The 19,375-nt window shown below is 36.8% G+C and carries 18 protein-coding genes; 4 read left to right on the forward strand and 14 right to left on the reverse strand.

Annotation, left to right across the window (positions count from 1 at the left end; all coding sequences use genetic code 11):
* Nucleotides 1-108: 108 nt before the first annotated feature.
* The 14 genes from tssD (BLW74_RS16720) to tssO form a co-directional block, all read right to left on the reverse strand.
* A complete protein-coding gene (tssD, locus tag BLW74_RS16720; RefSeq protein WP_089694209.1) occupies nucleotides 109-522 on the reverse strand; it encodes a type VI secretion system tube protein TssD in 414 nt (137 codons plus the stop codon).
* A gap of 399 nt (nucleotides 523-921) precedes the next feature.
* Nucleotides 922-1,335, reverse strand: a complete 414-nt coding sequence (gene tssD / locus BLW74_RS16725; protein WP_089694211.1) for a type VI secretion system tube protein TssD — start codon at nucleotides 1,333-1,335, stop codon at nucleotides 922-924.
* 349 nt (nucleotides 1,336-1,684) lie between these two features.
* Entirely contained in the window at nucleotides 1,685-2,554 is an 870-nt protein-coding gene (locus tag BLW74_RS16730; RefSeq protein WP_089694212.1) for a lytic transglycosylase domain-containing protein, read from the reverse strand.
* A gap of 58 nt (nucleotides 2,555-2,612) precedes the next feature.
* A complete protein-coding gene (locus BLW74_RS16735; protein ID WP_089694214.1) occupies nucleotides 2,613-5,111 on the reverse strand; it encodes an ATP-dependent Clp protease ATP-binding subunit in 2,499 nt (832 codons plus the stop codon).
* A gap of 258 nt (nucleotides 5,112-5,369) precedes the next feature.
* Nucleotides 5,370-6,041, reverse strand: coding sequence for a hypothetical protein (locus tag BLW74_RS16740; protein ID WP_089694216.1), 672 nt, complete (start codon nucleotides 6,039-6,041; stop codon nucleotides 5,370-5,372).
* A 72-nt stretch (nucleotides 6,042-6,113) separates the two neighbouring features.
* A complete protein-coding gene (locus BLW74_RS16745) occupies nucleotides 6,114-6,815 on the reverse strand; it encodes a DKNYY domain-containing protein (protein ID WP_089694219.1) in 702 nt (233 codons plus the stop codon).
* Nucleotides 6,794-7,726 carry a hypothetical protein gene (locus BLW74_RS16750; protein ID WP_089694221.1) on the reverse strand — a complete coding sequence of 311 codons (933 nt, stop codon included), beginning with the start codon at nucleotides 7,724-7,726 and terminating at the stop codon, nucleotides 6,794-6,796. The genes BLW74_RS16745 and BLW74_RS16750 overlap by 22 nt, the downstream gene beginning before the upstream one ends.
* Entirely contained in the window at nucleotides 7,713-7,883 is a 171-nt protein-coding gene (locus tag BLW74_RS22515; RefSeq protein ID WP_167358456.1) for a hypothetical protein, read from the reverse strand. The genes BLW74_RS16750 and BLW74_RS22515 overlap by 14 nt, the downstream gene beginning before the upstream one ends.
* A gap of 11 nt (nucleotides 7,884-7,894) precedes the next feature.
* Entirely contained in the window at nucleotides 7,895-9,820 is a 1,926-nt protein-coding gene (locus tag BLW74_RS16755) for a type VI secretion system Vgr family protein (RefSeq protein ID WP_089694223.1), read from the reverse strand.
* Between the two features lie 168 nt (nucleotides 9,821-9,988).
* Nucleotides 9,989-10,396 (reverse strand): type VI secretion system tube protein TssD, encoded by a 408-nt coding sequence (gene tssD / locus BLW74_RS16760; RefSeq protein ID WP_089694226.1) that lies wholly within the window; start codon nucleotides 10,394-10,396, stop codon nucleotides 9,989-9,991.
* 322 nt (nucleotides 10,397-10,718) lie between these two features.
* Nucleotides 10,719-13,124 (reverse strand): type VI secretion system protein TssR domain-containing protein, encoded by a 2,406-nt coding sequence (gene tssR / locus BLW74_RS16765; protein ID WP_089694228.1) that lies wholly within the window; start codon nucleotides 13,122-13,124, stop codon nucleotides 10,719-10,721.
* Between the two features lie 46 nt (nucleotides 13,125-13,170).
* A complete protein-coding gene (locus BLW74_RS16770; protein WP_089694230.1) occupies nucleotides 13,171-14,082 on the reverse strand; it encodes a PKD domain-containing protein in 912 nt (303 codons plus the stop codon).
* A gap of 49 nt (nucleotides 14,083-14,131) precedes the next feature.
* A complete protein-coding gene (locus BLW74_RS16775; protein ID WP_089694233.1) occupies nucleotides 14,132-14,656 on the reverse strand; it encodes a type VI secretion system transmembrane protein TssO in 525 nt (174 codons plus the stop codon).
* 12 nt (nucleotides 14,657-14,668) lie between these two features.
* Nucleotides 14,669-15,205: a type VI secretion system TssO gene (gene tssO / locus BLW74_RS16780; protein ID WP_089694235.1), complete on the reverse strand. Its 537-nt coding sequence runs from the start codon at nucleotides 15,203-15,205 to the stop codon at nucleotides 14,669-14,671.
* Nucleotides 15,206-15,384: 179 nt separating this feature from the next.
* Between tssO and BLW74_RS16785 the strand changes: the two genes are divergently transcribed.
* The 4 genes from BLW74_RS16785 to BLW74_RS16800 all read left to right on the forward strand — a co-directional run bounded on the left by BLW74_RS16785 (nucleotide 15,385) and on the right by BLW74_RS16800 (nucleotide 19,275).
* Complete coding sequence (locus tag BLW74_RS16785; protein WP_047429454.1) at nucleotides 15,385-16,056, forward strand: response regulator transcription factor; 672 nt, start codon at nucleotides 15,385-15,387, stop codon at nucleotides 16,054-16,056.
* Between the two features lie 319 nt (nucleotides 16,057-16,375).
* The gene (locus BLW74_RS16790; protein WP_002984212.1) at nucleotides 16,376-16,666 is read left to right on the forward strand and encodes an HU family DNA-binding protein; all 291 of its coding nucleotides are present in this window, start codon (nucleotides 16,376-16,378) and stop codon (nucleotides 16,664-16,666) included.
* Between the two features lie 368 nt (nucleotides 16,667-17,034).
* Nucleotides 17,035-18,594, forward strand: coding sequence for an Rne/Rng family ribonuclease (locus BLW74_RS16795; protein WP_089694237.1), 1,560 nt, complete (start codon nucleotides 17,035-17,037; stop codon nucleotides 18,592-18,594).
* Nucleotides 18,595-18,807: 213 nt separating this feature from the next.
* A complete protein-coding gene (locus BLW74_RS16800) occupies nucleotides 18,808-19,275 on the forward strand; it encodes an OsmC family protein (protein WP_089694240.1) in 468 nt (155 codons plus the stop codon).
* Nucleotides 19,276-19,375 lie beyond the last annotated feature (100 nt).

Below are 19,375 nucleotides of genomic sequence, written 5' to 3' on the forward strand. Positions count from 1 at the left end.
GTACAGAAGAAGGAAACCTTTTTTCTTTGGTGTTCTAAGTACTAATTTTTTGAAAAAAAACAGCATACCCAGGGTACGCTGTTCCTTTTTTTATGTAAGCTTATGGAATTATTTACCTACTGAAGGCCATAGACCTGCGAACTGAGAATTACCGTAGTCGATGGTTTCTGCACTTACCACGAAGCTGATCAGCATACTGTTGCTGTCTATTGCATCGAAGTCTACTTCGTGCTGGATCACGTATCCGTTCTCCCATTTCAAAGTAATCAGCGTACCTTCCTCGTGAGACTTGTTGAAAGTGATTTCTCCTACTGTTGGCTTGTATTTACCGTTTAACAAGCTTTCAAGGATGTCTGACTTTTCAGTAGCTTCTACTGTAACCTTGATTAATGCGTTAGAAGGATCTGATGCTACACGTCCTGAAACGTCTGTAGATCTTGATACGCTGTAGTTCATTTTTAACAGCTTCTGTCCTTCACCGTTGTTGAATTTTAAGATTCCTCTTGAGTTTCTTTCTGCCATGATGGTAAATTTTAATCGTTAGTAATAAATTGTAATTCAATAATTATATAACAAAGATAATTCTGTTAATTTTCAAAAAAAAGCATTTGAATGGAAATCTGAAAAAGTGTAGTAGTTCTACGATTTCATGTCGTAATTCTACGATAAAAGATTTAAAACAAAGATATAACACATTATAAACAAACATCTTAAACTCTTTTATGAATTCATAAAATTCCTCTTTTTATTACACTGAAAAGAGAAATAATATCTTAAAAGGTATAATAAAAGGAAGTAAAAAGCCTGCAGTTTTCATCAGCTTCATGGTGCAGGTTGAGATGATATAAAAAACAGAACAGTATACCCGGATGGGTGTACTGTTCTGTACCAATTTTATTTTTACTAAGATGATGAATAGGCTTATTTACCTGCTGAAGGCCATAGACCTGTGAACTGAGAATTACCGTAGTCGATGGTTTCTGCACTTACCACGAAGCTGATCAGCATACTGTTGCTGTCTATTGCATCGAAGTCTACTTCGTGCTGAATTACATATCCGTTCTCCCATTTCAAAGTAATCAGCGTACCTTCCTCGTGAGACTTGTTGAAAGTGATTTCTCCTACTGTTGGCTTGTATTTACCGTTTAACAAGCTTTCAAGGATGTCTGACTTTTCAGTAGCTTCTACTGTTACTTTGATCAATGCGTTAGAAGGATCTGATGCTACACGTCCTGAAACGTCTGTAGATCTTGATACGCTGTAATTCATTTTTAACAGCTTCTGTCCTTCACCATTGTTGAATTTTAAGATTCCTCTTGAATTTCTTTCTGCCATGATTGTAAATTTTGATCGTTAATATTTTGTGATTCAGTGATTGTTTAGCAAAGATAGAAGCTCTTAACTGCTAAAAAAAGCTTTTGAATAGAAATCTGAAAAATTGTAGTAGTTCTACGATTTCTTGTCGTAATTCTACGACAATGGATTTAACAACCTCATTTAACACATGACCAGTAAAGGGTTTTAACTTTCTGAAAAAGAATACTAAAAACCCTGTTTTTACACTTTAATGAGAAATAGTAAGCTTTCTTTAGTATAAAATCAGCATGATTTTAAGAGCGATCTTATTCATAAAAAAACAACCAGTCGAAAAACTGGCTGCTTTTTATTTTAATCTGATATACATTTACTGTTGTTGGGTATTTGCTCCTTCTTTTATAGAGCGAACCAATATTTTATTTTTTCTAAGAAGAAAATCAGGCATCAGATCAACGGGGAGATAGAATGGGCTTTCTCCTTTTTTCTGTAATTCATCCATGATCCCGGGGTTCCAGGCAAGTAATTTCTCTACGTCTATATTGAGCTCGTCTGCCACCACTTTCAGGTTGAAACCTGCATTGATCTCTGTTTCAGAAAGTGCAGCCTCGGCTGTTTTCCGGTTTCCGTCCTCAAAGAACACTTTATTGATTCTTGAAGAATTATAGTTGTTTAATACGCTCTGCAACTCACCTGTAGCGTAACATGCGTTCAGATATTTCTTAACATGATTGATTGTTTCTCCCGGAAGATATTTATAAAACTCGTGATACTGAGAAGATCCTGCAGCTTCCATTGCTTTTGCAATGTTTCCTTCACCGCAGTTATAGGCAGCTACAACAGTCACCCAATTATTGTATTTTTTATAGAGGTTGCTTAAAGAAATTGCTGCGGTCTTTGTACTCTTATAAATATCTGTTCTTCCCTGTTCTGTAAGCCCGTATTGGTTGGCATGTGATGTCATAAACTGCCAGATTCCCACTGCGCCTGCTCCTGACGTTATATTTCTGTCAAAATGAGATTCTATCAGAGCCAGGTTTCTCAAATGTTTAGGAAGCCCTTTCTGAAGAAGCAGCTGTTCTATGAACTCTACCAGATCTTTATTGGCATTAATGATTCCTTTGTATTTTTTTACACTGCTTTCTGAGGTATCGGAAGCAGCAAGAAACTGTCCGTTGATCAAAATAACGGATCCAAATAATAGAAAACCTGTAACGATATTTCTGACAATTGTTTTCATTTTTATTGTATTTGTGAGCAAAAAGACCCCTTTACAAATCTGCCTTTTTGCTTCATCATTAATCTACTTTCCAGCTTATTTTATCTTCTTCTTTATTCCAGTCTACATAAATAGTCTGGCCGGATTTTACTTCTTCTTTCACGATCATTTTGGAGATAGGTCTGGCAAGCTGTGCACGAATTACGCCTGAGATCTGTCTTGCACCGTACTTACTGCTGAACCCGCCTAATGCAAGGTTTCTTACGGCATCATCACTGATTTTCAGAGTAATCCCTAACCTCGTTAATGAAGTATGAAGCGATTTCAGCTGAATTGTAAAGATTCTTTCCGCGATAGATTCTGTGATTGGTGCGAAAGGAATAATCTCTGTAATTCTCGCTAAGAACTCAGGTCTGAATCTTCCGGAATTTGACATAATCTGCATCAGTGAAGATGATTCCGGAATTTTTCCTTCCTCAAACTGCTTTACAATTTCTTCACTTCCGATATTCGAGGTAAACAGGATTAATGCATTGCTGAAGTCTCCTTCTTTCCCCAGTTTATCATGCACTTTTCCTTCATCCATAATCTGAAGGAATACATCAAAGACAGAGTGATGGGCTTTTTCTATTTCGTCAAATAAGACTACAGTGTAAGGCTGCTGCCTTATTTTATTAACAAGCATTCCTCCTTCTTCATATCCCACATATCCGGGAGGCGCTCCATAGAGCAATGCTGCGGAATGTTCTTCCTTAAATTCTGACATATCAAAGCGTACCATTGCCTTTTCATCATTGAAAAGTAATTCTGCCATAGATTTAGCGAGCTCTGTTTTTCCGGTTCCGGTAGGTCCCAGAAGGAAGAAAGACCCGATTGGCTGTCCTGGTTTATTCAATCCGCTTCGGTTTTCAACAATAGCATCGGAAAGGATTTTCAGTGCATGATCCTGCCCTACTACTCTGTTGAGCAGAAGAGATTCCATATTCAGGAGTTTTTCTTTTTCCTGCGCCTGAATCTTTCCGATCGGGATATTGGTTTTGGCGGCCATTACAGCTGCCAGTTCAAGCCGGTCTACTTTTTCTCTTTTCTTTGCGGCGTGCTGTAAAAGCTCTGCATAGGTATCTTCAATAATTTTCTGAATCTGATCTACCGGCATAGAGTTGTCAATGGCAGGCTGCTCGCTCAGTGAACCCCATAAAATTGGGCTTATTTTGTCTCTGAGCAGGTTGTAGGTCCAGATCAGTTCATCAGCTTTATCTTTGCTGTCTGCGTATTCTTCCTGTAGAATAGCATCATAGCTTTCTTTCCAGCTATCCAGTTCTTTTTCAGAAAGTTCATCCAGCATTTTGATGGCAGCCATTGTTCTGTCTAACAGGTCGATAGCGGCATCCGGTAATTTTTTACCTTTTGCATATCTTTTGGCCAGTCGTACACATTCCGGAAGGGCAGTTTTTTCTACTTCGATGCCATGGTGTTTTTTGTAGCCTTCAAGAAGTACGTCAATCATTTTCACGCACGTCTTTTCATCCGGTTCATGAACGGTTAAAACTTCAAAACGACGGTTGAAAGCCTGTTCAGGCTCTATAATTTTCCTGTATTCTTCCTGAGTTGTGGCTCCAATTACAGTAATTTCACCTCTGGCAAGCTCAGGTTTCAGCAGGTTGGCAACGTTTCCAATGCTTCCTTTAGGATCTAAAAGGGTATGGATTTCATCAATGAAAAGAATAGCTTTTTCAATTTTCTTACATTCATTGATCACTTTTTTGAGACGGTCTTCAATTTCGCCCTTATAAGAAGTTCCGGCTAGCAGTGCTCCGGTATCCAGTTCCAGGAGGGTACCGTTTTTAAGCATTTCAGGAACATTTCCTTTGATAATTTCTGTAGCAAATCCTTCTACCAGCGCTGTTTTTCCAACTCCAGGCTCTCCGATGATGATGACATTCGGTTTGCTTCTCCGGCAAAGAATTTCCACCAGCATTCTCAGCTCTTTATCCCTTCCGATTATATTTTCAATTTCGCCCTTTCTGGCCTGTGCTGTTCTGTCTACACAATAGCTTTTAATAGAAGGGAATGAATTGTCAGAATAATCTGATCCGTTATTTGAAAATAATGAGGAAAAATCACGATCCTCGGAAACGGTAAAGGGTGTATCTTTTCTGTACAGATTAAAAATTTCATGTTCTCTCAGGGGAAGTGATTTCAGCTGCTGAAGGGAGAACACAACCTGTGGTTTAACAATAGCTGTAAGAATGCAGATAGGAGTAATTTCATCCAATCCCAATTTTAAACGGATATCGTCCGCTTCTTCGATCAGGGTATCTATAGCTTCGTCCTGCCCTACCTCATCAGGAAGGTGGTTGGTTTTGGGATATTCTTCAATACGGACGTCTGCCCATTCATAGAAATAGCCCGGATCTTTATCTATACTTTTCAGAAATTCACTGAGGCCGATATCTTTATGCATTAAAGCCTGCAGAATGTGCGGGCCTCCGTAGGTTCCATTATAATTTTCCTTCGCTATCGACTGAGCAATATGAAATAGCTGCTTTACGGTTTCGTTGGTTACTAGTACTCCCATTTATAATTTTCTTATATTAATATACTTGCGTTCTGTTATTGTGTTTCAGATTTGATGGTACTGATCTGTTTTTCCTCCCATATTGTATGGGAATAAGAATTTCTTATTTTGTGTAGCTAAAATTACTTATTTTATTCTAAATGAGATAAAGATAGTTAATTCTTCAAATAGAGAAGTAACAGCGGTATTTTTTTATTCTTAAGCTTCAATTTTATGCTTTCATTTGATGACAAATTGCTATTCGAATACGCCCTTATTTTATATATTCAAAAAATACAATAAAATTAAGGTAAGCCATTGCAGCCCAACGTACAGATAGAATAACATGGCTGAAGGTTCCGACAGCTCGTATAATTTTTCCATCAGTGTTTTTTTTATAATTTCAGAAAAATCTGCATTTTCGTCTCCTAGATTCAGTTCATCAAATTTTATTTTGTTTAAGGCATAACCTAAAATCCTTTTGAGGATCTTGTTATCTGAGCTGTTTCTGAATTCACTGAGCAGCCTTACTTTAGCGATTGCAAAATCTGCACTTGTCCGGATTACGGCGGGCTGCTTTGCTTTAAATACTGATATTACTTTATCAATAAAAGGCACCACAATTGTTTTGGAATGATCCTGAAGCAGTTTATTAATCACTACGGACATCGCATATTTTGTCGCAAAAAACACTGTAAAAAACGGAGCGATGATGGTCAGCAAATACAGGAGCCCTGCTGAAACAGGTTTTGCTTTAATTGTTGTTATTATGAATGCAAGCGCTCCGGTATGGCCTAATGAAGGTCCTAAACGTTCAGACAGAATATAAATTCCAAGCACTAAGGTCACGATAGTAGAGAAAGCTCCTATCGCGTACATTTTCAGTATGCTGAATATAAATGCTGCTGACAGCTTGGAAAAGTATTTCAGGTGGTCTGTGATTTTGTTCATTGATGTTTTTAAGGTTATTTAGTTTTTCAATATAGAAATTTTTATCAGCTTTTTACAATTGTATGCCTATAATTACTTGCCAGAAAAATATTCTTTCTGGAGCGAGTCTTTTATTTTTTCGTCAATGGGCAAATTTTTTACGTCATCAACAGTCAATTTGACTTCATTTTGGAAGATACTTTTGCCGTCGAACCCTAAATACATAGTTTTCCCAGTAATAGAATTTATATATTTTCCGGTTGTGAAGGAGCTTATCTGGACATCTTCCAATTTCTGGCAGTTTATCCCTCCATAACTATAAACAGTATTTTTATCTCTGATATAATAGCCGCTTAATACTTTGACTTCTGAAGATACTAAATCTAATATTATATAGGGAGAATTACTATTTCTGGAAGTAGCGTTATAATAAATATTATTTACATCCTTATATAAAATATTTTTTTCCACTTCCTGATAACTTGCGATCTTTATAGTAGAATCAGTACTGTATAAAGAATTTGTTTTTAAGGAAAAGATAGAATCCTGTAAAATTAATCCTTTCGTTTCTGTCATTATCTTGTCATTATTTCCCGCATATTGTACAGTATAATCTGATGAGATATTCACTTTACCATTATACTGATATAGATTTAATTTCAGTTTTTTAATATGAGTACTGTTACTGATTTTGTTTAATTGTGTATCATAATAGCTGATCTGTCCTTGTCCGTCACATGAAAGCATCATTAATAAAAACAAAATACTGTATCCTATTTTTTTTGTATTTTCCATATCCCAAATTTTGTTGATGCTGTTTTATCTCGCGTTAAACTTGCTGCTCCTGACCAATTATTGACATTCATTTCCAACAGCTTGTCATCTATCAAGGAAAAATTCTGATAATCTCCTCTATCTCTTAATTGATCATATATTTTAAATTTCATATCACATGGATTTGACGCATTTACAACAAGCAGCAATACATGATAGCCATTTAAAATGGTAAAATAAAATACATGATAACCCAATTTACTGCCCATTGCATTTTTTAAATAATTTGAGATTACATTTTGTTTTCCTGAACTATATTCCTTTGGCTGATAATTACCTCCTCCCTTAAAAGTACTTTGTTCAAAAATTTGAAAATTCTTAACAAAACCATAATCTTTAATTTGATCTATTCTTGTATAAGCATTATAAACATTCGCTTTATTGTTTGAAGTTTCAGTTATAAAGTGTTTATTGTTTAATAATAACTTCCCTAATTGTTTGTCAGCAGCAATTATGCATGCTGTATGCCGGGAAATAGAAATTTTATTTTCCTCAACTAATCTTTCTACATCTTTTTCAGAAAATACGTCTTTATGATCAATACATTTTATTTTAATTGTATTTAATTTCTTTCCTTCCACTTTTACGGTAATAAGAGTTTCACCAAGCTTTTTGCCTGTCACGTTTGTCCTTATCACCCATTCATTTTCGACACTCCATTCAGAAGTAGATAATGATATATTTGAATTATTAAGTTCGAATTTAAGATCACGCCTCTTATCATCGTTTTTTCCACCTACTTTACATCTCATTTCTCTTGTTTCATTCAAGCTAATATTATACTCTGCGATTTTGGTACATTCAAAATTTACAGATGTAGGAAATATTTCTCTCGCGACTTTAAACCAAGTATTGTAACTAACACCTGCCATCTGCTTTTATTTTTTTTACACTGTTGAACTCCAAGTTATCTTCTATAGCATCGAATATCATCTTTTTACGGGAGCTCATGTGTATGTTCCCGGCTAAAACAGAATCCCTGTTATGGGTAATAATTTTAATATTCGCAGCTTTTCTTATGATGGCCATAGACATTACTTTTAATGATTGGTACCTTTTTCACCACTATTCATATGTACAGTCTTAGCACTTTGTATGAGAATATCATCCTCTGAACTCATAGCAGTCATTTTTTTTGCAAAAATATCAGACGTGGAAGACTGTCTTGTATAATCATTATCCACCATTTCCGTGCGGTTATCGGACATCTCCATACGGTTACCTGTTGCCGTCTCAATAATATCATTACCGGCAGAAACTGTAATATTATTACCTACTGTTGTATTTTGGTTATCTCCCACTGTTGTTGTCATATTCTGTCCAACATTAATATTCATATTTTTGCAGTTCAGGGTCATGGTTTCCGGTGCAGTGATGTTAATATTACTTCCTGTGGTATCGAGATGAATTTCATTTCCGCTCTTATCCGTGATAATGATGCTTTCATCTTCTGTGAAAACAATTCTGTGGCCACTTCTTGTTTGGATAGATTTCACACGGTTATCTACGCCGCCGCCAAGACCTATTCCACCATGGAACATGCCTCCCATTACGAAGGGTCTGTCGGGATGACTGTGTACAAAATTGACCATCACCTGATCTCCGACTTCAGGAATAGCTACATAGCCGCGGTTTTGAGTAATTTGGTCTGTTCCTCCCGCGTCTGGGCTCATTACCCGGACAAAATGAGTGGTATCATTCATCTGCCAGCCGAATCTTACCTGAACTCTTCCCTGTCCTTCGGGATCCGTATTTGAAATGACAGTTGCGATCTGTGGCTGTGCAGATGGTACGGAAAATTCCGGTTTGGGAAGAAATCCCGTGTCTGCGGCAATGGATTCAAAAGTTCCGGTATAATGTCCTATCGTATCCATTTCATGAATCACCTCTGTCACCATTACTTTAGTAAAATAGGATGTTTCATTGCTGTCCGGCTTTCTCATATGAATATCTGCAATACAGCCCGGATGCAAAAAAGGAACAGTTGTAGATCCGGAAACTGAAAATACACTGACCGCTTCACTTCCTGATGTACTTCTTTGGGAATGTTCTACATCCAGATGAGTGGTAGCTTTAATAGGTGCAATCTGGAGAGCCGGGGTTTTATATATTTTATCGTTATGGCTGTACGCTGTTCGGGCAATATCACTTACATGATGTACCGGGGTTTCTCCAGAAGTCAGTTTTTCGTTTTTACTGCTGTTATAGCCATAGTATTGAGGCTTTGTGTGCACCGCTTTCAATTCTACCCTGATATGATCTGCGTTGCTTCCGTAAAGCAGTTTTATAGGCTTATTCTGTGGCGGAAGCTTGCCGAAGTGCAGCACTTCACCATCATAATAAAATTGTTCCCCATAAGCTTCTGCCATTCTTGCGAGATAATTGTAGTGGGTTTCATTATATTGGCTGCTGTAGATGATTTGTGAATAATCATTGGTATCTATTCTGATGTCGAACCTGCCTTTATCAATTCCCTGTCTGATTACTTCTTCAGCAATGATTCCCATATTAACAGGCTGTCCGCCTCCAAAACTCTGAATATGCGGAGCCCCGTCCAGTAATATAGTCGGGCTGTATCCGGAAAGAACAATATTGCCAAGGCTCATTTTTTCCTGGCTGAATCCTACTTTGGTAATGATTCCAACAAAATTTCTTTCAGGACTTTTCTCAAGATCCTTATAAGAAATAATGGCTGTTAAGCGTTTTCCTAAAAATTGATTAGCTTCTTCGAGGGTATGAGTCTGCCTGTCTCCCAATGCATCGTGAGCAAGGGTAAGACTGAATTCGTGATGATGGCTCGCTTTTTGTTTAAGGGTGAAGTGTTTATAGTGTTTAATAATTTTTCCTTCTACAACCAGTGACAATTTTACAAGCCGGTTAATCCCTGCGTGATGATTCTCGGATATTCCGTCTGCATTCTGTGACGGACGGAAGGAAGATCCTTTTGTCTTTGATTCTGTTTTCATATGCTTTGTGTTTGGTACTGAAAGATAACAATATTTTATATAACAACCATTATATAAATACGTTATATAATACAATTTTCATGGGTCAGTTTTTGATTGAGGCAAAAAAAGACCGCCTTATAATAGGGACAGTCTTTTCTTATGAATGTTGATAATGTGTACAAAATTTTAGCTGGAAGGCCATAATCCAAGGTACTGAGAGGTACCATAGTCAATGGTTTCTGCACTAACTACGAAGCTGATCAGCATACTGTTGCTGTCTATGGCATCGAAGTCTACCTGATGTTGAATTACATATCCGTTCTCCCATTTCAAAGTAATCAGCGTGCCTTCCTCGTGAGACTTGTTGAATATAATTTCTCCCACAGTCGGCTTATATTTACCATTTAGCAAGCTTTCCAGGATATCAGATTTTTCAGTAGCTTCTACTGTAACCTTGATAAGTGCGTTAGAAGGATCTGATGCTACACGTCCTGAAACGTCTGTAGATCTTGATACGCTGTAATTCATTTTTAACAGCTTTTGTCCTTCGCCATTGTTGAATTTTAAGATTCCTCTTGAATTTCTTTCTGCCATGATTAGTAAATTTAATCGTTAGTACTATTTTGTGATTCGGTGATTGTATAGCAAATATAGAGGCTCTTTTCCGCTAAAAAAAACTTTTGAATATAAATCTGAGAAATTGTAGTAGTTCTACGACTTCTTGTCGTAATTCTACGATCATAGATTTACGCTGTATTCTGTAACATCCATCAATACGGCATTTTCAATTAAATCCCGGTTTTTAGATAAAAATTATTTTTGCACTACAGGGAGAAATAATAAGCTGGTCCGCGACTTTGGAATAAAAAAAAGCAGAAGGAGTTACTTCTGCTTTATCTATTAAAAAATGGTTTACTTAATGCTTGGTATATTCCGGCTGTTCTGTTGGAATTCTTGATGGTGTAAAGTATTCGTTCAGCCAGTAGAAAGTCTGCCCGTTCTGCTGAATCTTTACAGCAGGATTGTTTCTGTTGGCAAGCAATCTGTCTGCTAAATTTTTATAATGATAGAAATAATTCTTCACCGTCTCATTAGGAACGATTTTGGATTTTTTCCAGCCTTTCAGTTTATATTTAGCCATTAATTCCTCATCAGAAAGATCAAATCCTGTACTCATTCCGATAGCGTAAGACATTGGCAGTTCATACAGTGCTCCTTTATCTAAGAATTTTATAGTGGGGTTGTACTTTTTCAGAAGCTTCACATATTCTTTTATCGCTCTTGCCTGATTGAAGTCTGCACGGTCTGCCTGAGTATTTCTGTATACTTCGGTGTAGAATGCTTTCAGATTGTCGTATTCTGATTCAGAAATAAGAATTCCTTTTTCTATAGCCGGCGTAAAATCTTTCAGATCTTTAGGAATATATCCTTTCACCAGGAACGGACTTCCGTAGTTGATAAGCTGTGCGGCAATTCCTGCAGAAACAGGGTTGGTAAGGCCTGGGTACAGATATTTATATTTTAAATCGACATCTGTTCTTCCTGCTCCTACAGAAGAGTGGAAATATTCATTCAGTGATTTATCTACTGTCTGATTGTCTAAAGTAACCTGAGCAATAAGGCTGTCCACAGATTTTTTAAGGAATCCCGGCGTGGTTATATCCCCTTTCTTAGGGAAAATAACAAATCCCTGAGACATGCTCTGCTTAGGATAAGCCAATGAGAAAAATCCTTCATCACCTTCTACCAGACTGAAGTTATTCTTGGTAAGAACATCATTTTGGTTGATGATTTTTTGTTTTTTAAGTTCTGCAATATTTTTGGCCGTATTGGTAACAATATTCTCTGCCATTAATACGAAATCGTTGTAGTTATCGGATGATCTTGCACTGGTCTGGAACATGATCAGTCTTGCCTGAGCCTGCGTGAGTGAGCTGATTACACTGTACATATTCCCGCTCTGGTTAGCAGAAGTTCCTACTGTTACCACAATATTGGTTTCATCCGAAACGTTTGAAAGAAGGTTTCCTGCAGCAGTAAGCGCCTCTCCTACCGGCTGGTAGCCGCTGTTGCTGGCACAGTTCATCTCATTCGTTTTCTGATCAATGAATGTGCTGATCTTACTGTAGTCTGAACTTAAATTAGATACTGAAACGTTATTTCCGCAAGGATTGTTTTTGTATAACACCACTCCATATTTAACATTGTTGAAATAAGATGGCTTTTCAAATCTAAGCTGAAGATCCTGTAACAAAGATTTTACGATAGGCGCATAAGGTGCATTGGCTGCACTTACGTCTAAAGCGAAAACAATATTGATATTCTTATCTCTTTCTGTAATCTCTCTGTAACGGTCAAAATAAATAGGCTCACCTAAAACATTTGATACAAAGTTTTTGCTGTAATCCAAAATGTTGGTAAAATACTTTGTTTTGGTATCCAGAGTAGGAGCTTCTTCCAATGGAAGGTTTACAGGGAAAATATTTTCCAGCGGTGTTCTTTTATTAACTTCGGTGAGAAGAATAGCTGTTTTATTTTCTGCATCAGATGCTGAGCCTCCCGGATGACCTTCATGAATTCCTAAAGTGGTATCAGTAATTCCTGTAGTATTTTTCAGTTTGATTGCGGAACGTTCTCCCCAGCTGGAAATCACGTTAGAACTTACCCATCCGTAAAGTCCTTTCCCAATGCTGTCTATATCAATAGAAGGTTTTTTACCTACTAAAAATCTTTTGTTATTTTCTGCCTGCTTGTAGACATAGACAATCTGGCCGTTCGGAATTTTTACATTGGCGGCTTCTATAAGACTTGGCGAATTAAACACCATTATAGAGTCGTTTTTATAGTATCTTTCCGCACTTCTGATCACTTCGCTGTTATTAGGCACTACAGCCACCCTTACCGGATATCCTGTTTTTTCGCTTTTCAGGGCATTATTCCAGAGAAGAAGATCAGATTCCGGAATCCATCCGTATGTTTTGATGGATTTGGACGAAACTTTTTTCATTAAAGCGTCAGGAACATATTCTGCCACTTTTACCATTCCGTCTCTGTGTTTTAAAACCATTAAGGGTTCAAGGAACTTCACTTCCTTGTAAGATTTTTCATCATCTTTGTCCAGATAAGCTGTGTTTCTGGATCTGTCTGAAATAACGATCCATGGCACTGACTTTTTAGGATAACCGTTAACGACAGGGGAAGCATCCACCTGTCCGTACTGTGACGGCTCCGGGGTTTTCTTTGACGGCAGCTTTACCTGGCAACTCGTCAATAATACTGTTAAACCTATATAATATGCTGCTAGAGGAAATTTATTTTTCATCCTATTTTATCTTTAATGATTGGCGCATCCGTATAACCGGATGATATTATTTGCTTTGATTGATTTCTACTTTCGTTACGCACTCCTGTCTGTCATCCAGATTTACTTTCACCGTCTGGATCACCGTATTTTTGTCAAACTGAAGACCGGCACAGTACATGTAGAAGTTATTCACTTTACTGTCATTCACCTTTACTACTGTATTTTCATTGTTACACAGATAGGTTTTCAACAGATAATTGTAATGCATATTGAAGCTGTTGCCATTGGCGATCTGCTGCAGGTGATACTTGAAGTCACTGTCTACTCTTGCATAAGCATCTTCTACAGATACTTCCTCTTCTGCCAAAGCATCGTAAGCGGGAAGAATTTTAATACGGTGGTAGATCGGATCCTGACTTTCTTCAGTGTACAGCGTTACGATATAGTCTCCGGGTTTTTTATAAGAATAGAATGTGAATTTGTCTTTAGAATCTGTATTTCCGGATTCTCCGAACTTCCATGCAAACTGCTTGGCCTCGGAAACGGCACGGAAAGATACATTTTCATTTTGCATTGCCTGTGAGACTGCTTCGATAGTCGTGGTGCTTTTTGCTGTATCTTTGGCCTTCTGAACGCTTCTTGCGCTTACCATTACAGGGAAAGATTTTGTGTACTTGTTATCTACAATCAAGCTTACCTGGTAGTAACCCGGTTTATTATAGAAGTGAATCCCGCTGTTTTTGTCTGAAGTAGTACCGTCTCCGAAATTCCATCTTTTGGTTTTTGCAAATTGGGTTTTATCTTCGAATAAAAGCGTGTCTCCCACCGCCAGTGAAGACGGATAAACCACCCCAACAATATCATCCGCAGAATGGATTACTTTTTTCTGCAGCCATAGAGCAACCAGTGCCGCAATAAGCAGCGTTGCCACTACACCGATAATAATGTTCTTTTTGTTCTTTTGAAAATAATTCATAGTTAGTAATTGTGATGTGTTTTATATAAAGTTCCTAGTATTTCTTTGCTTACTGCATTCTTGCTTTCAGATCCTGCTCGCGCTGATAAAGCTTGTTCTGCTTATCTTTAAATCCGATTCTGCATTCATCTACCTGCTTCTGGAAAATCTTAATATCTTCTGAGGTTGTTGAGATCACTTTTTTGTCATCAAAGTACATTTTATAGAATTTGGCAATTTGGGGGTAAGCATCTTTTCGTATATCAACCACATCAGTGCCGTTGAAATAATTGTTAAGATCATTTACTCCCAACTGAATATTGTTTTCTACAAATGGCTGCGGACCATCATTGGTCAGCTTGGTAATCATGGCATAAGTGCTGTCCATGATAGGAAGAACCACTTTTTGGTGCTGTTCAAATTCAGCTTTCTGCTCCAGATTCTGGATTCCTCTTACATCTTCATCGGAAAAGGGAGATTCAAATCCTTTCAAAAAGATCACTCCCAAAAATAACATAGCCGTTACAAGCATCAGTATTAAATAAAAAAACTGATAATGCCTTTCTTTCTTCGATAGTGTGATTTGTCCTTGCATTTCTTCTCTTTTTTATCTTCTTCTTTTACTTCCTGTGAAATTTCTTGTAGGATCTTTTCTCAATTCGTTGTTGGTCACTTTTATTTTGCCCATACATTCATCCAGATCCCTTAGTACGGTTTTTTTCTGGTATTCAACTTCGATGATTTTGGCCTTCAAGGTCATCATCGGTACAATCTGCTTCATCAGTACAGCATAGTGCTTAAAACTCTGGGCACTGTCTTTTCCCATAATATTTTTAGCATCTCGTACGTTATCCATAATGCTGGTTCTGAGGAACACATCATTCTCCACCTTATTAATGCTAAGCTGGTTCATTTTGTTGTAAATATCATCAATGTGGTCTCTCAGTACGTCACTCCGAAGCATCAGTTCTTTATAGGCTTCAGCTTCACGGCTGATTCCTTCTCTCTGTATATCATAACTCTTAAAAAAGAGAAATAAGCACGAAAAAGAAACAACCGATAAAACAACAAAAGACAGAATAAACTTCCAAATGCCTACTCTGACGTCAGATTTGTTTAATTTTTTTTCCCTGTTAGAAGACATAATTTGCGATTTGTTTGGCCTGTGAAAATATAAAAAAAAAATTTTATGTACAATACGTAATTTCCCCAGACCGGTTTCGTGAAAACCCTGATTAAATTAATATTAATTTCCTCTTTGATAAGTTTTTCATAAATTAGACCTCTAAATTTTAAATATCATTCGCCAAATCGATATTAAGAATGAGTAAAATATTATCTAATACCGTACGTTTTTCTATTGCAGACAGTGATTTTTATTTTAAGAAAATAATGATCAAAACACTGATGGAAAATCCATTTTATATGCTTCTGAATGACTGTAACAATGGGCATGAGCTTGTCAACAGAATCTACAGAAGGCAGGAAGACGTGTTCATCATTGAACTGTTTATGCCGGTATTGAGCGGTATTGAAGCCATCAAGTACATCAGAAAGAACAATACGGAAACGCCTATCATCACCTATTCCGGCACCTACCAGGAAGACATGGCGGAAATCCTCTCCAAAATTCCTAATATCTATTACTGTCAGAAAAAAAGCACCATTATTAAAGATATCATCAAAGGCAGTATTGCTTCTGACGATTTTGATTATCAGGCCTATTCGAAAGAATGGGAACAGCAGCCTCTTGCAGTACAGGAATATATGGACAGGCAGAAAAAGGGGCAGGAAGAGCTTTCTCCGTCCGAAATACAGCTCATGAGATTCTGCTACGAGGGATTCAGCAACAAAGAAATTGCAGAAAAATTAAACCTAAGCACCAGAACGATCGATACTTATATTAATCGTCTTACAGAAAAGCTGGGACTAAAAACCAAGCTTCATCTGATCCGTTTCTGTGTAGAAAACGGCTATTACAATTCAAGCCTGTAAAAATTATTCTGATTGTGGATTTTCCTTTTCATTTCCGGATCGCCGATAAGGGAAGATTATGGTAGAGCACCTTTTGCAACAAGGGTAATAAAAGCCCTCAGAGCCTGTTTCTACTGGTATTTATTAAATTTTGTTCATTAATTTTTCGTACCTTTATCCGGTTATATTATTTTATTGTTACATTATTGCGGGCCCTCCTTAATATAGTGTACACATTAAAAGCTTAACGATTTGAATAAAATATTTTGCCACTAATTTGCTAGTATTCAATTTTTTTAACTAAATTTGCACACCTAAAATTTAAAATTAAAATAAGGAAATGACAAAGGCAGAATTGGTAAACACCATCTCAAATAAGTTGGGAACAGAAAAGAATGAAACACAGAAAGTTGTAGAAGCTTTTATGCAGGAGATCAGAACTTCTATGTATAATGGGGATAACGTTTATCTAAGAGGTTTTGGATCTTTTATCATTAAAACAAGAGCTGCTAAAACAGGAAGAAATATTTCTAAAAACACTGCAATTGAGATTCCTGCTCATAACATTCCTGCTTTCAAACCTTCAAAATCTTTTGTTGAGAAAGTAAAAACTAAAGTTGCAGTAAAATAAGAACATTAACTGAATATTAACTAGTTACTAAAAAATTAAAATTATGCCAAGCGGAAAGAAAAGAAAAAGACACAAGGTTGCGACTCACAAAAGAAAGAAAAGAAGAAGAGCAAACAGACATAAGAAAAAATAATCTCTTTTTCTCGAGATTTACAATATAATAATATAGTTGGTGGATTTAATTTTTTAAAGTTCACTGACTATATTTTTGTTTGCAACTATAAGATTCCTCGGAAAGCGGAGGGTTTCCCATATTATTTTAATAAACATATAATGGTTTTCATTCAAAATCCTTATATTTAATAGATGAATTAATTTAGAAAAACATCCACTTCCTATATAATCTTAACAATTTTATCTAATTAAAAATGAAGAAAGAACTAATAGTTTCGCATGAAGATGATCTTACAAAGATTGCACTGCTGGAAGACGGAAGACTATGTGAACTTCATGAGCAAGAGGACAAAAGCGATTTTATAGTTGGAGATCTGTTTATTGGAAAAGTAAAAAAACTGGCACCCAATCTGAATGCAGCATTCGTAAACATTGGATATGACAAGGATGCATTTCTGCATTATCAGGATCTGGGGCCTCAGTATCTTACATACAGAAAGTTTTTAAAAGACACTATTTCTAAAAAACAAAGCACTTCGAGCTTAAAGAATTTCGAGATACAGCCCGAAATAGACAAAAACGGAACAGTAGATAAAGTAATCGCCAAAGATGACCTGGTTCTGTTACAAATAACCAAAGAACCAATTTCTACAAAAGGACCGAGAATATCTACCCAGATTTCACTCACAGGACGTTTCCTGGTTTTAATTCCTTTCGACAATAAAGTTTCTATTTCCAAAAAAATCAGGAGTACTGAGGAAAAAGAAAGACTGAGAACCTTAATTGACAGCATTAAGCCTGAAGGTTTCGGAGTAATTATCAGAACGGTAGCCGAAGGAAAAAAGGTAGCAGACCTTCACAATGATATGAACCAGCTGGTTCAGAAATGGGAAAGCACTTTTAAAAACATCCAGAGAAATAAAGTTCCGTCTAAAGTTTTAAGCGAAGAAGACAAAGCTTCAGCTATTTTAAGAGACAATTTTAATCAGGATTTCGTGAATATCATCTGCGATGATGAACAGATGGTGAACGAAATGAAAAATTACGTGGAAGTAATTGCCCCTGAAAAGAAAAATATTGTCCAGTTTTATGATTCCCATATTCCGCTTCTGGAATATTACAATGTTGAAAAACAGCTTAAACAGAGCTTCGGAAAGCACGTAAACATTCCGAGTTCCAAAGGAGCCTATCTTGTTATTGAACACACAGAAGCTCTTCACGTAGTTGACGTCAACTCCGGTAACAATATTACCACAGGAGCCGCTGTCAATAAAGAGCATGCACTGAAAGTGAACAAAATGGCTGCTACAGAAATCGCAAGACAGCTTCGCCTCCGCGATATGGGGGGCATTATTGTTATTGATTTCATAGACATGCCGAATTCTGATCACAGAAGAGATCTTTATGAGCATCTTAAAGAGGAAATGAAGCGCGACAAAGCCCGCCACAAAATACTTCCTCCAAGTAAATTTGGTCTGATCCAGATCACCAGACAAAGAAACCGTCCGGAAAAGCAGATCGATACCAAAGAAGAAAACCCGAACAAAGACGGAGAAATTGTAGCTCCTATTGTTATTGTGGAAAGAATGGGTGAAACCCTAAGAAACATCCTGCAGAAAGAAAAAGGAAAAATCTACCTGCATGTACACCCATTTGTGGAAGCCTACCTTACAAAAGGCATTAAAAGTATCCAGATGAAATGGTTTATCAAATACAAAAAGTGGGTAACCATTGTTCCAAGAGATTCTTTTAAATACTTAGAATACAAAATCTACAATGCTAAAAAAGAAGAATTGATAGAATTCTCTAATTAAAAAATTCAAAACCTTCAGTTGCACTGGAGGTTTTTTTATTTTGCATGTATTCCTATAGAATATGATTTATAATTTAAGTTTGTGCTAAAGCCGGTGAATTTTATGTTTTTAAAGGCGGGCTAAAGCCCACCCCACTGAATTATTGAATCCAGATATGTAACAACAATATCACTCATCATTCATCAGTCATCATTTATTACTTATCTTTAAAATATGAAAAACCACCACTACAAAATCACCATTCAATGGACAGGAAACCAGGGAACCGGAACCAGCAGCTATAGAGATTACGAAAGAAGCCATACTATTTCAGCAGAAAATAAGGCTATTATTGAAGGTTCATCTGATCCGGCGTTTCGTGGGGATAAAACGAAGCACAATCCGGAAGATATGCTCTTATCTTCACTTTCATCTTGCCATATGCTATGGTATTTGCATTTTTGCTCCGAGGCCGGCATTATTGTAACGGATTACAGGGATGAAGCAACGGGTATAATGGCAGAAACCACCAACGGAAGCGGACATTTTACAGAAGTTACTTTACACCCTGTAGTAACTGTAGCAGAAGAATCTATGAAGGAAAAAGCGGAACAGCTTCATCATAAAGCCAACGAATTTTGTTTCATTGCCAACTCGGTAAATTTTCCGGTAAAGCATATCCCTACCACGTTAGTTAAGTAATACCACATTTCAAAATAACAGCTAAAAATCGTGATGGATAATAGATTTTAACAGTGATAACTCTAATAAAACTCCACAAAAAGAGAATTATTTAATAAAA

The organism is Chryseobacterium culicis (assembly GCF_900108365.1).
GTDB classification, from domain to species: Bacteria; Bacteroidota; Bacteroidia; order Flavobacteriales; family Weeksellaceae; genus Chryseobacterium; species Chryseobacterium culicis.

Excerpts from the sequence above, each read along its gene's own strand:
- tssD (WP_089694226.1), bottom strand. The coding sequence starts at position 10,396 with ATGGCAGAAAGAAATTCAAGAGGAATCTTAAAATTCAACAATGGCGAA.
- tssD (WP_089694211.1), bottom strand. The coding sequence starts at position 1,335 with ATGGCAGAAAGAAATTCAAGAGGAATCTTAAAATTCAACAATGGTGAA.
- tssR (WP_089694228.1), bottom strand. The coding sequence starts at position 13,124 with ATGAAAAATAAATTTCCTCTAGCAGCATATTATATAGGTTTAACAGTA.
- BLW74_RS16745 (WP_089694219.1), bottom strand. The coding sequence starts at position 6,815 with ATGGAAAATACAAAAAAAATAGGATACAGTATTTTGTTTTTATTAATG.
- BLW74_RS16735 (WP_089694214.1), bottom strand. The coding sequence starts at position 5,111 with ATGGGAGTACTAGTAACCAACGAAACCGTAAAGCAGCTATTTCATATT.
- BLW74_RS16750 (WP_089694221.1), bottom strand. The coding sequence starts at position 7,726 with ATGGCAGGTGTTAGTTACAATACTTGGTTTAAAGTCGCGAGAGAAATA.
- BLW74_RS16775 (WP_089694233.1), bottom strand. The coding sequence starts at position 14,656 with ATGCAAGGACAAATCACACTATCGAAGAAAGAAAGGCATTATCAGTTT.
- BLW74_RS16785 (WP_047429454.1), top strand. The coding sequence starts at position 15,385 with ATGAGTAAAATATTATCTAATACCGTACGTTTTTCTATTGCAGACAGT.
- BLW74_RS16755 (WP_089694223.1), bottom strand. The coding sequence starts at position 9,820 with ATGAAAACAGAATCAAAGACAAAAGGATCTTCCTTCCGTCCGTCACAG.
- BLW74_RS16790 (WP_002984212.1), top strand. The coding sequence starts at position 16,376 with ATGACAAAGGCAGAATTGGTAAACACCATCTCAAATAAGTTGGGAACA.
- BLW74_RS22515 (WP_167358456.1), bottom strand. The coding sequence starts at position 7,883 with ATGGCCATCATAAGAAAAGCTGCGAATATTAAAATTATTACCCATAAC.
- tssO (WP_089694235.1), bottom strand. The coding sequence starts at position 15,205 with ATGTCTTCTAACAGGGAAAAAAAATTAAACAAATCTGACGTCAGAGTA.
- BLW74_RS16770 (WP_089694230.1), bottom strand. The coding sequence starts at position 14,082 with ATGAATTATTTTCAAAAGAACAAAAAGAACATTATTATCGGTGTAGTG.
- BLW74_RS16730 (WP_089694212.1), bottom strand. The coding sequence starts at position 2,554 with ATGAAAACAATTGTCAGAAATATCGTTACAGGTTTTCTATTATTTGGA.
- BLW74_RS16800 (WP_089694240.1), top strand. The coding sequence starts at position 18,808 with ATGAAAAACCACCACTACAAAATCACCATTCAATGGACAGGAAACCAG.
- BLW74_RS16795 (WP_089694237.1), top strand. The coding sequence starts at position 17,035 with ATGAAGAAAGAACTAATAGTTTCGCATGAAGATGATCTTACAAAGATT.
- tssD (WP_089694209.1), bottom strand. The coding sequence starts at position 522 with ATGGCAGAAAGAAACTCAAGAGGAATCTTAAAATTCAACAACGGTGAA.
- BLW74_RS16740 (WP_089694216.1), bottom strand. The coding sequence starts at position 6,041 with ATGAACAAAATCACAGACCACCTGAAATACTTTTCCAAGCTGTCAGCA.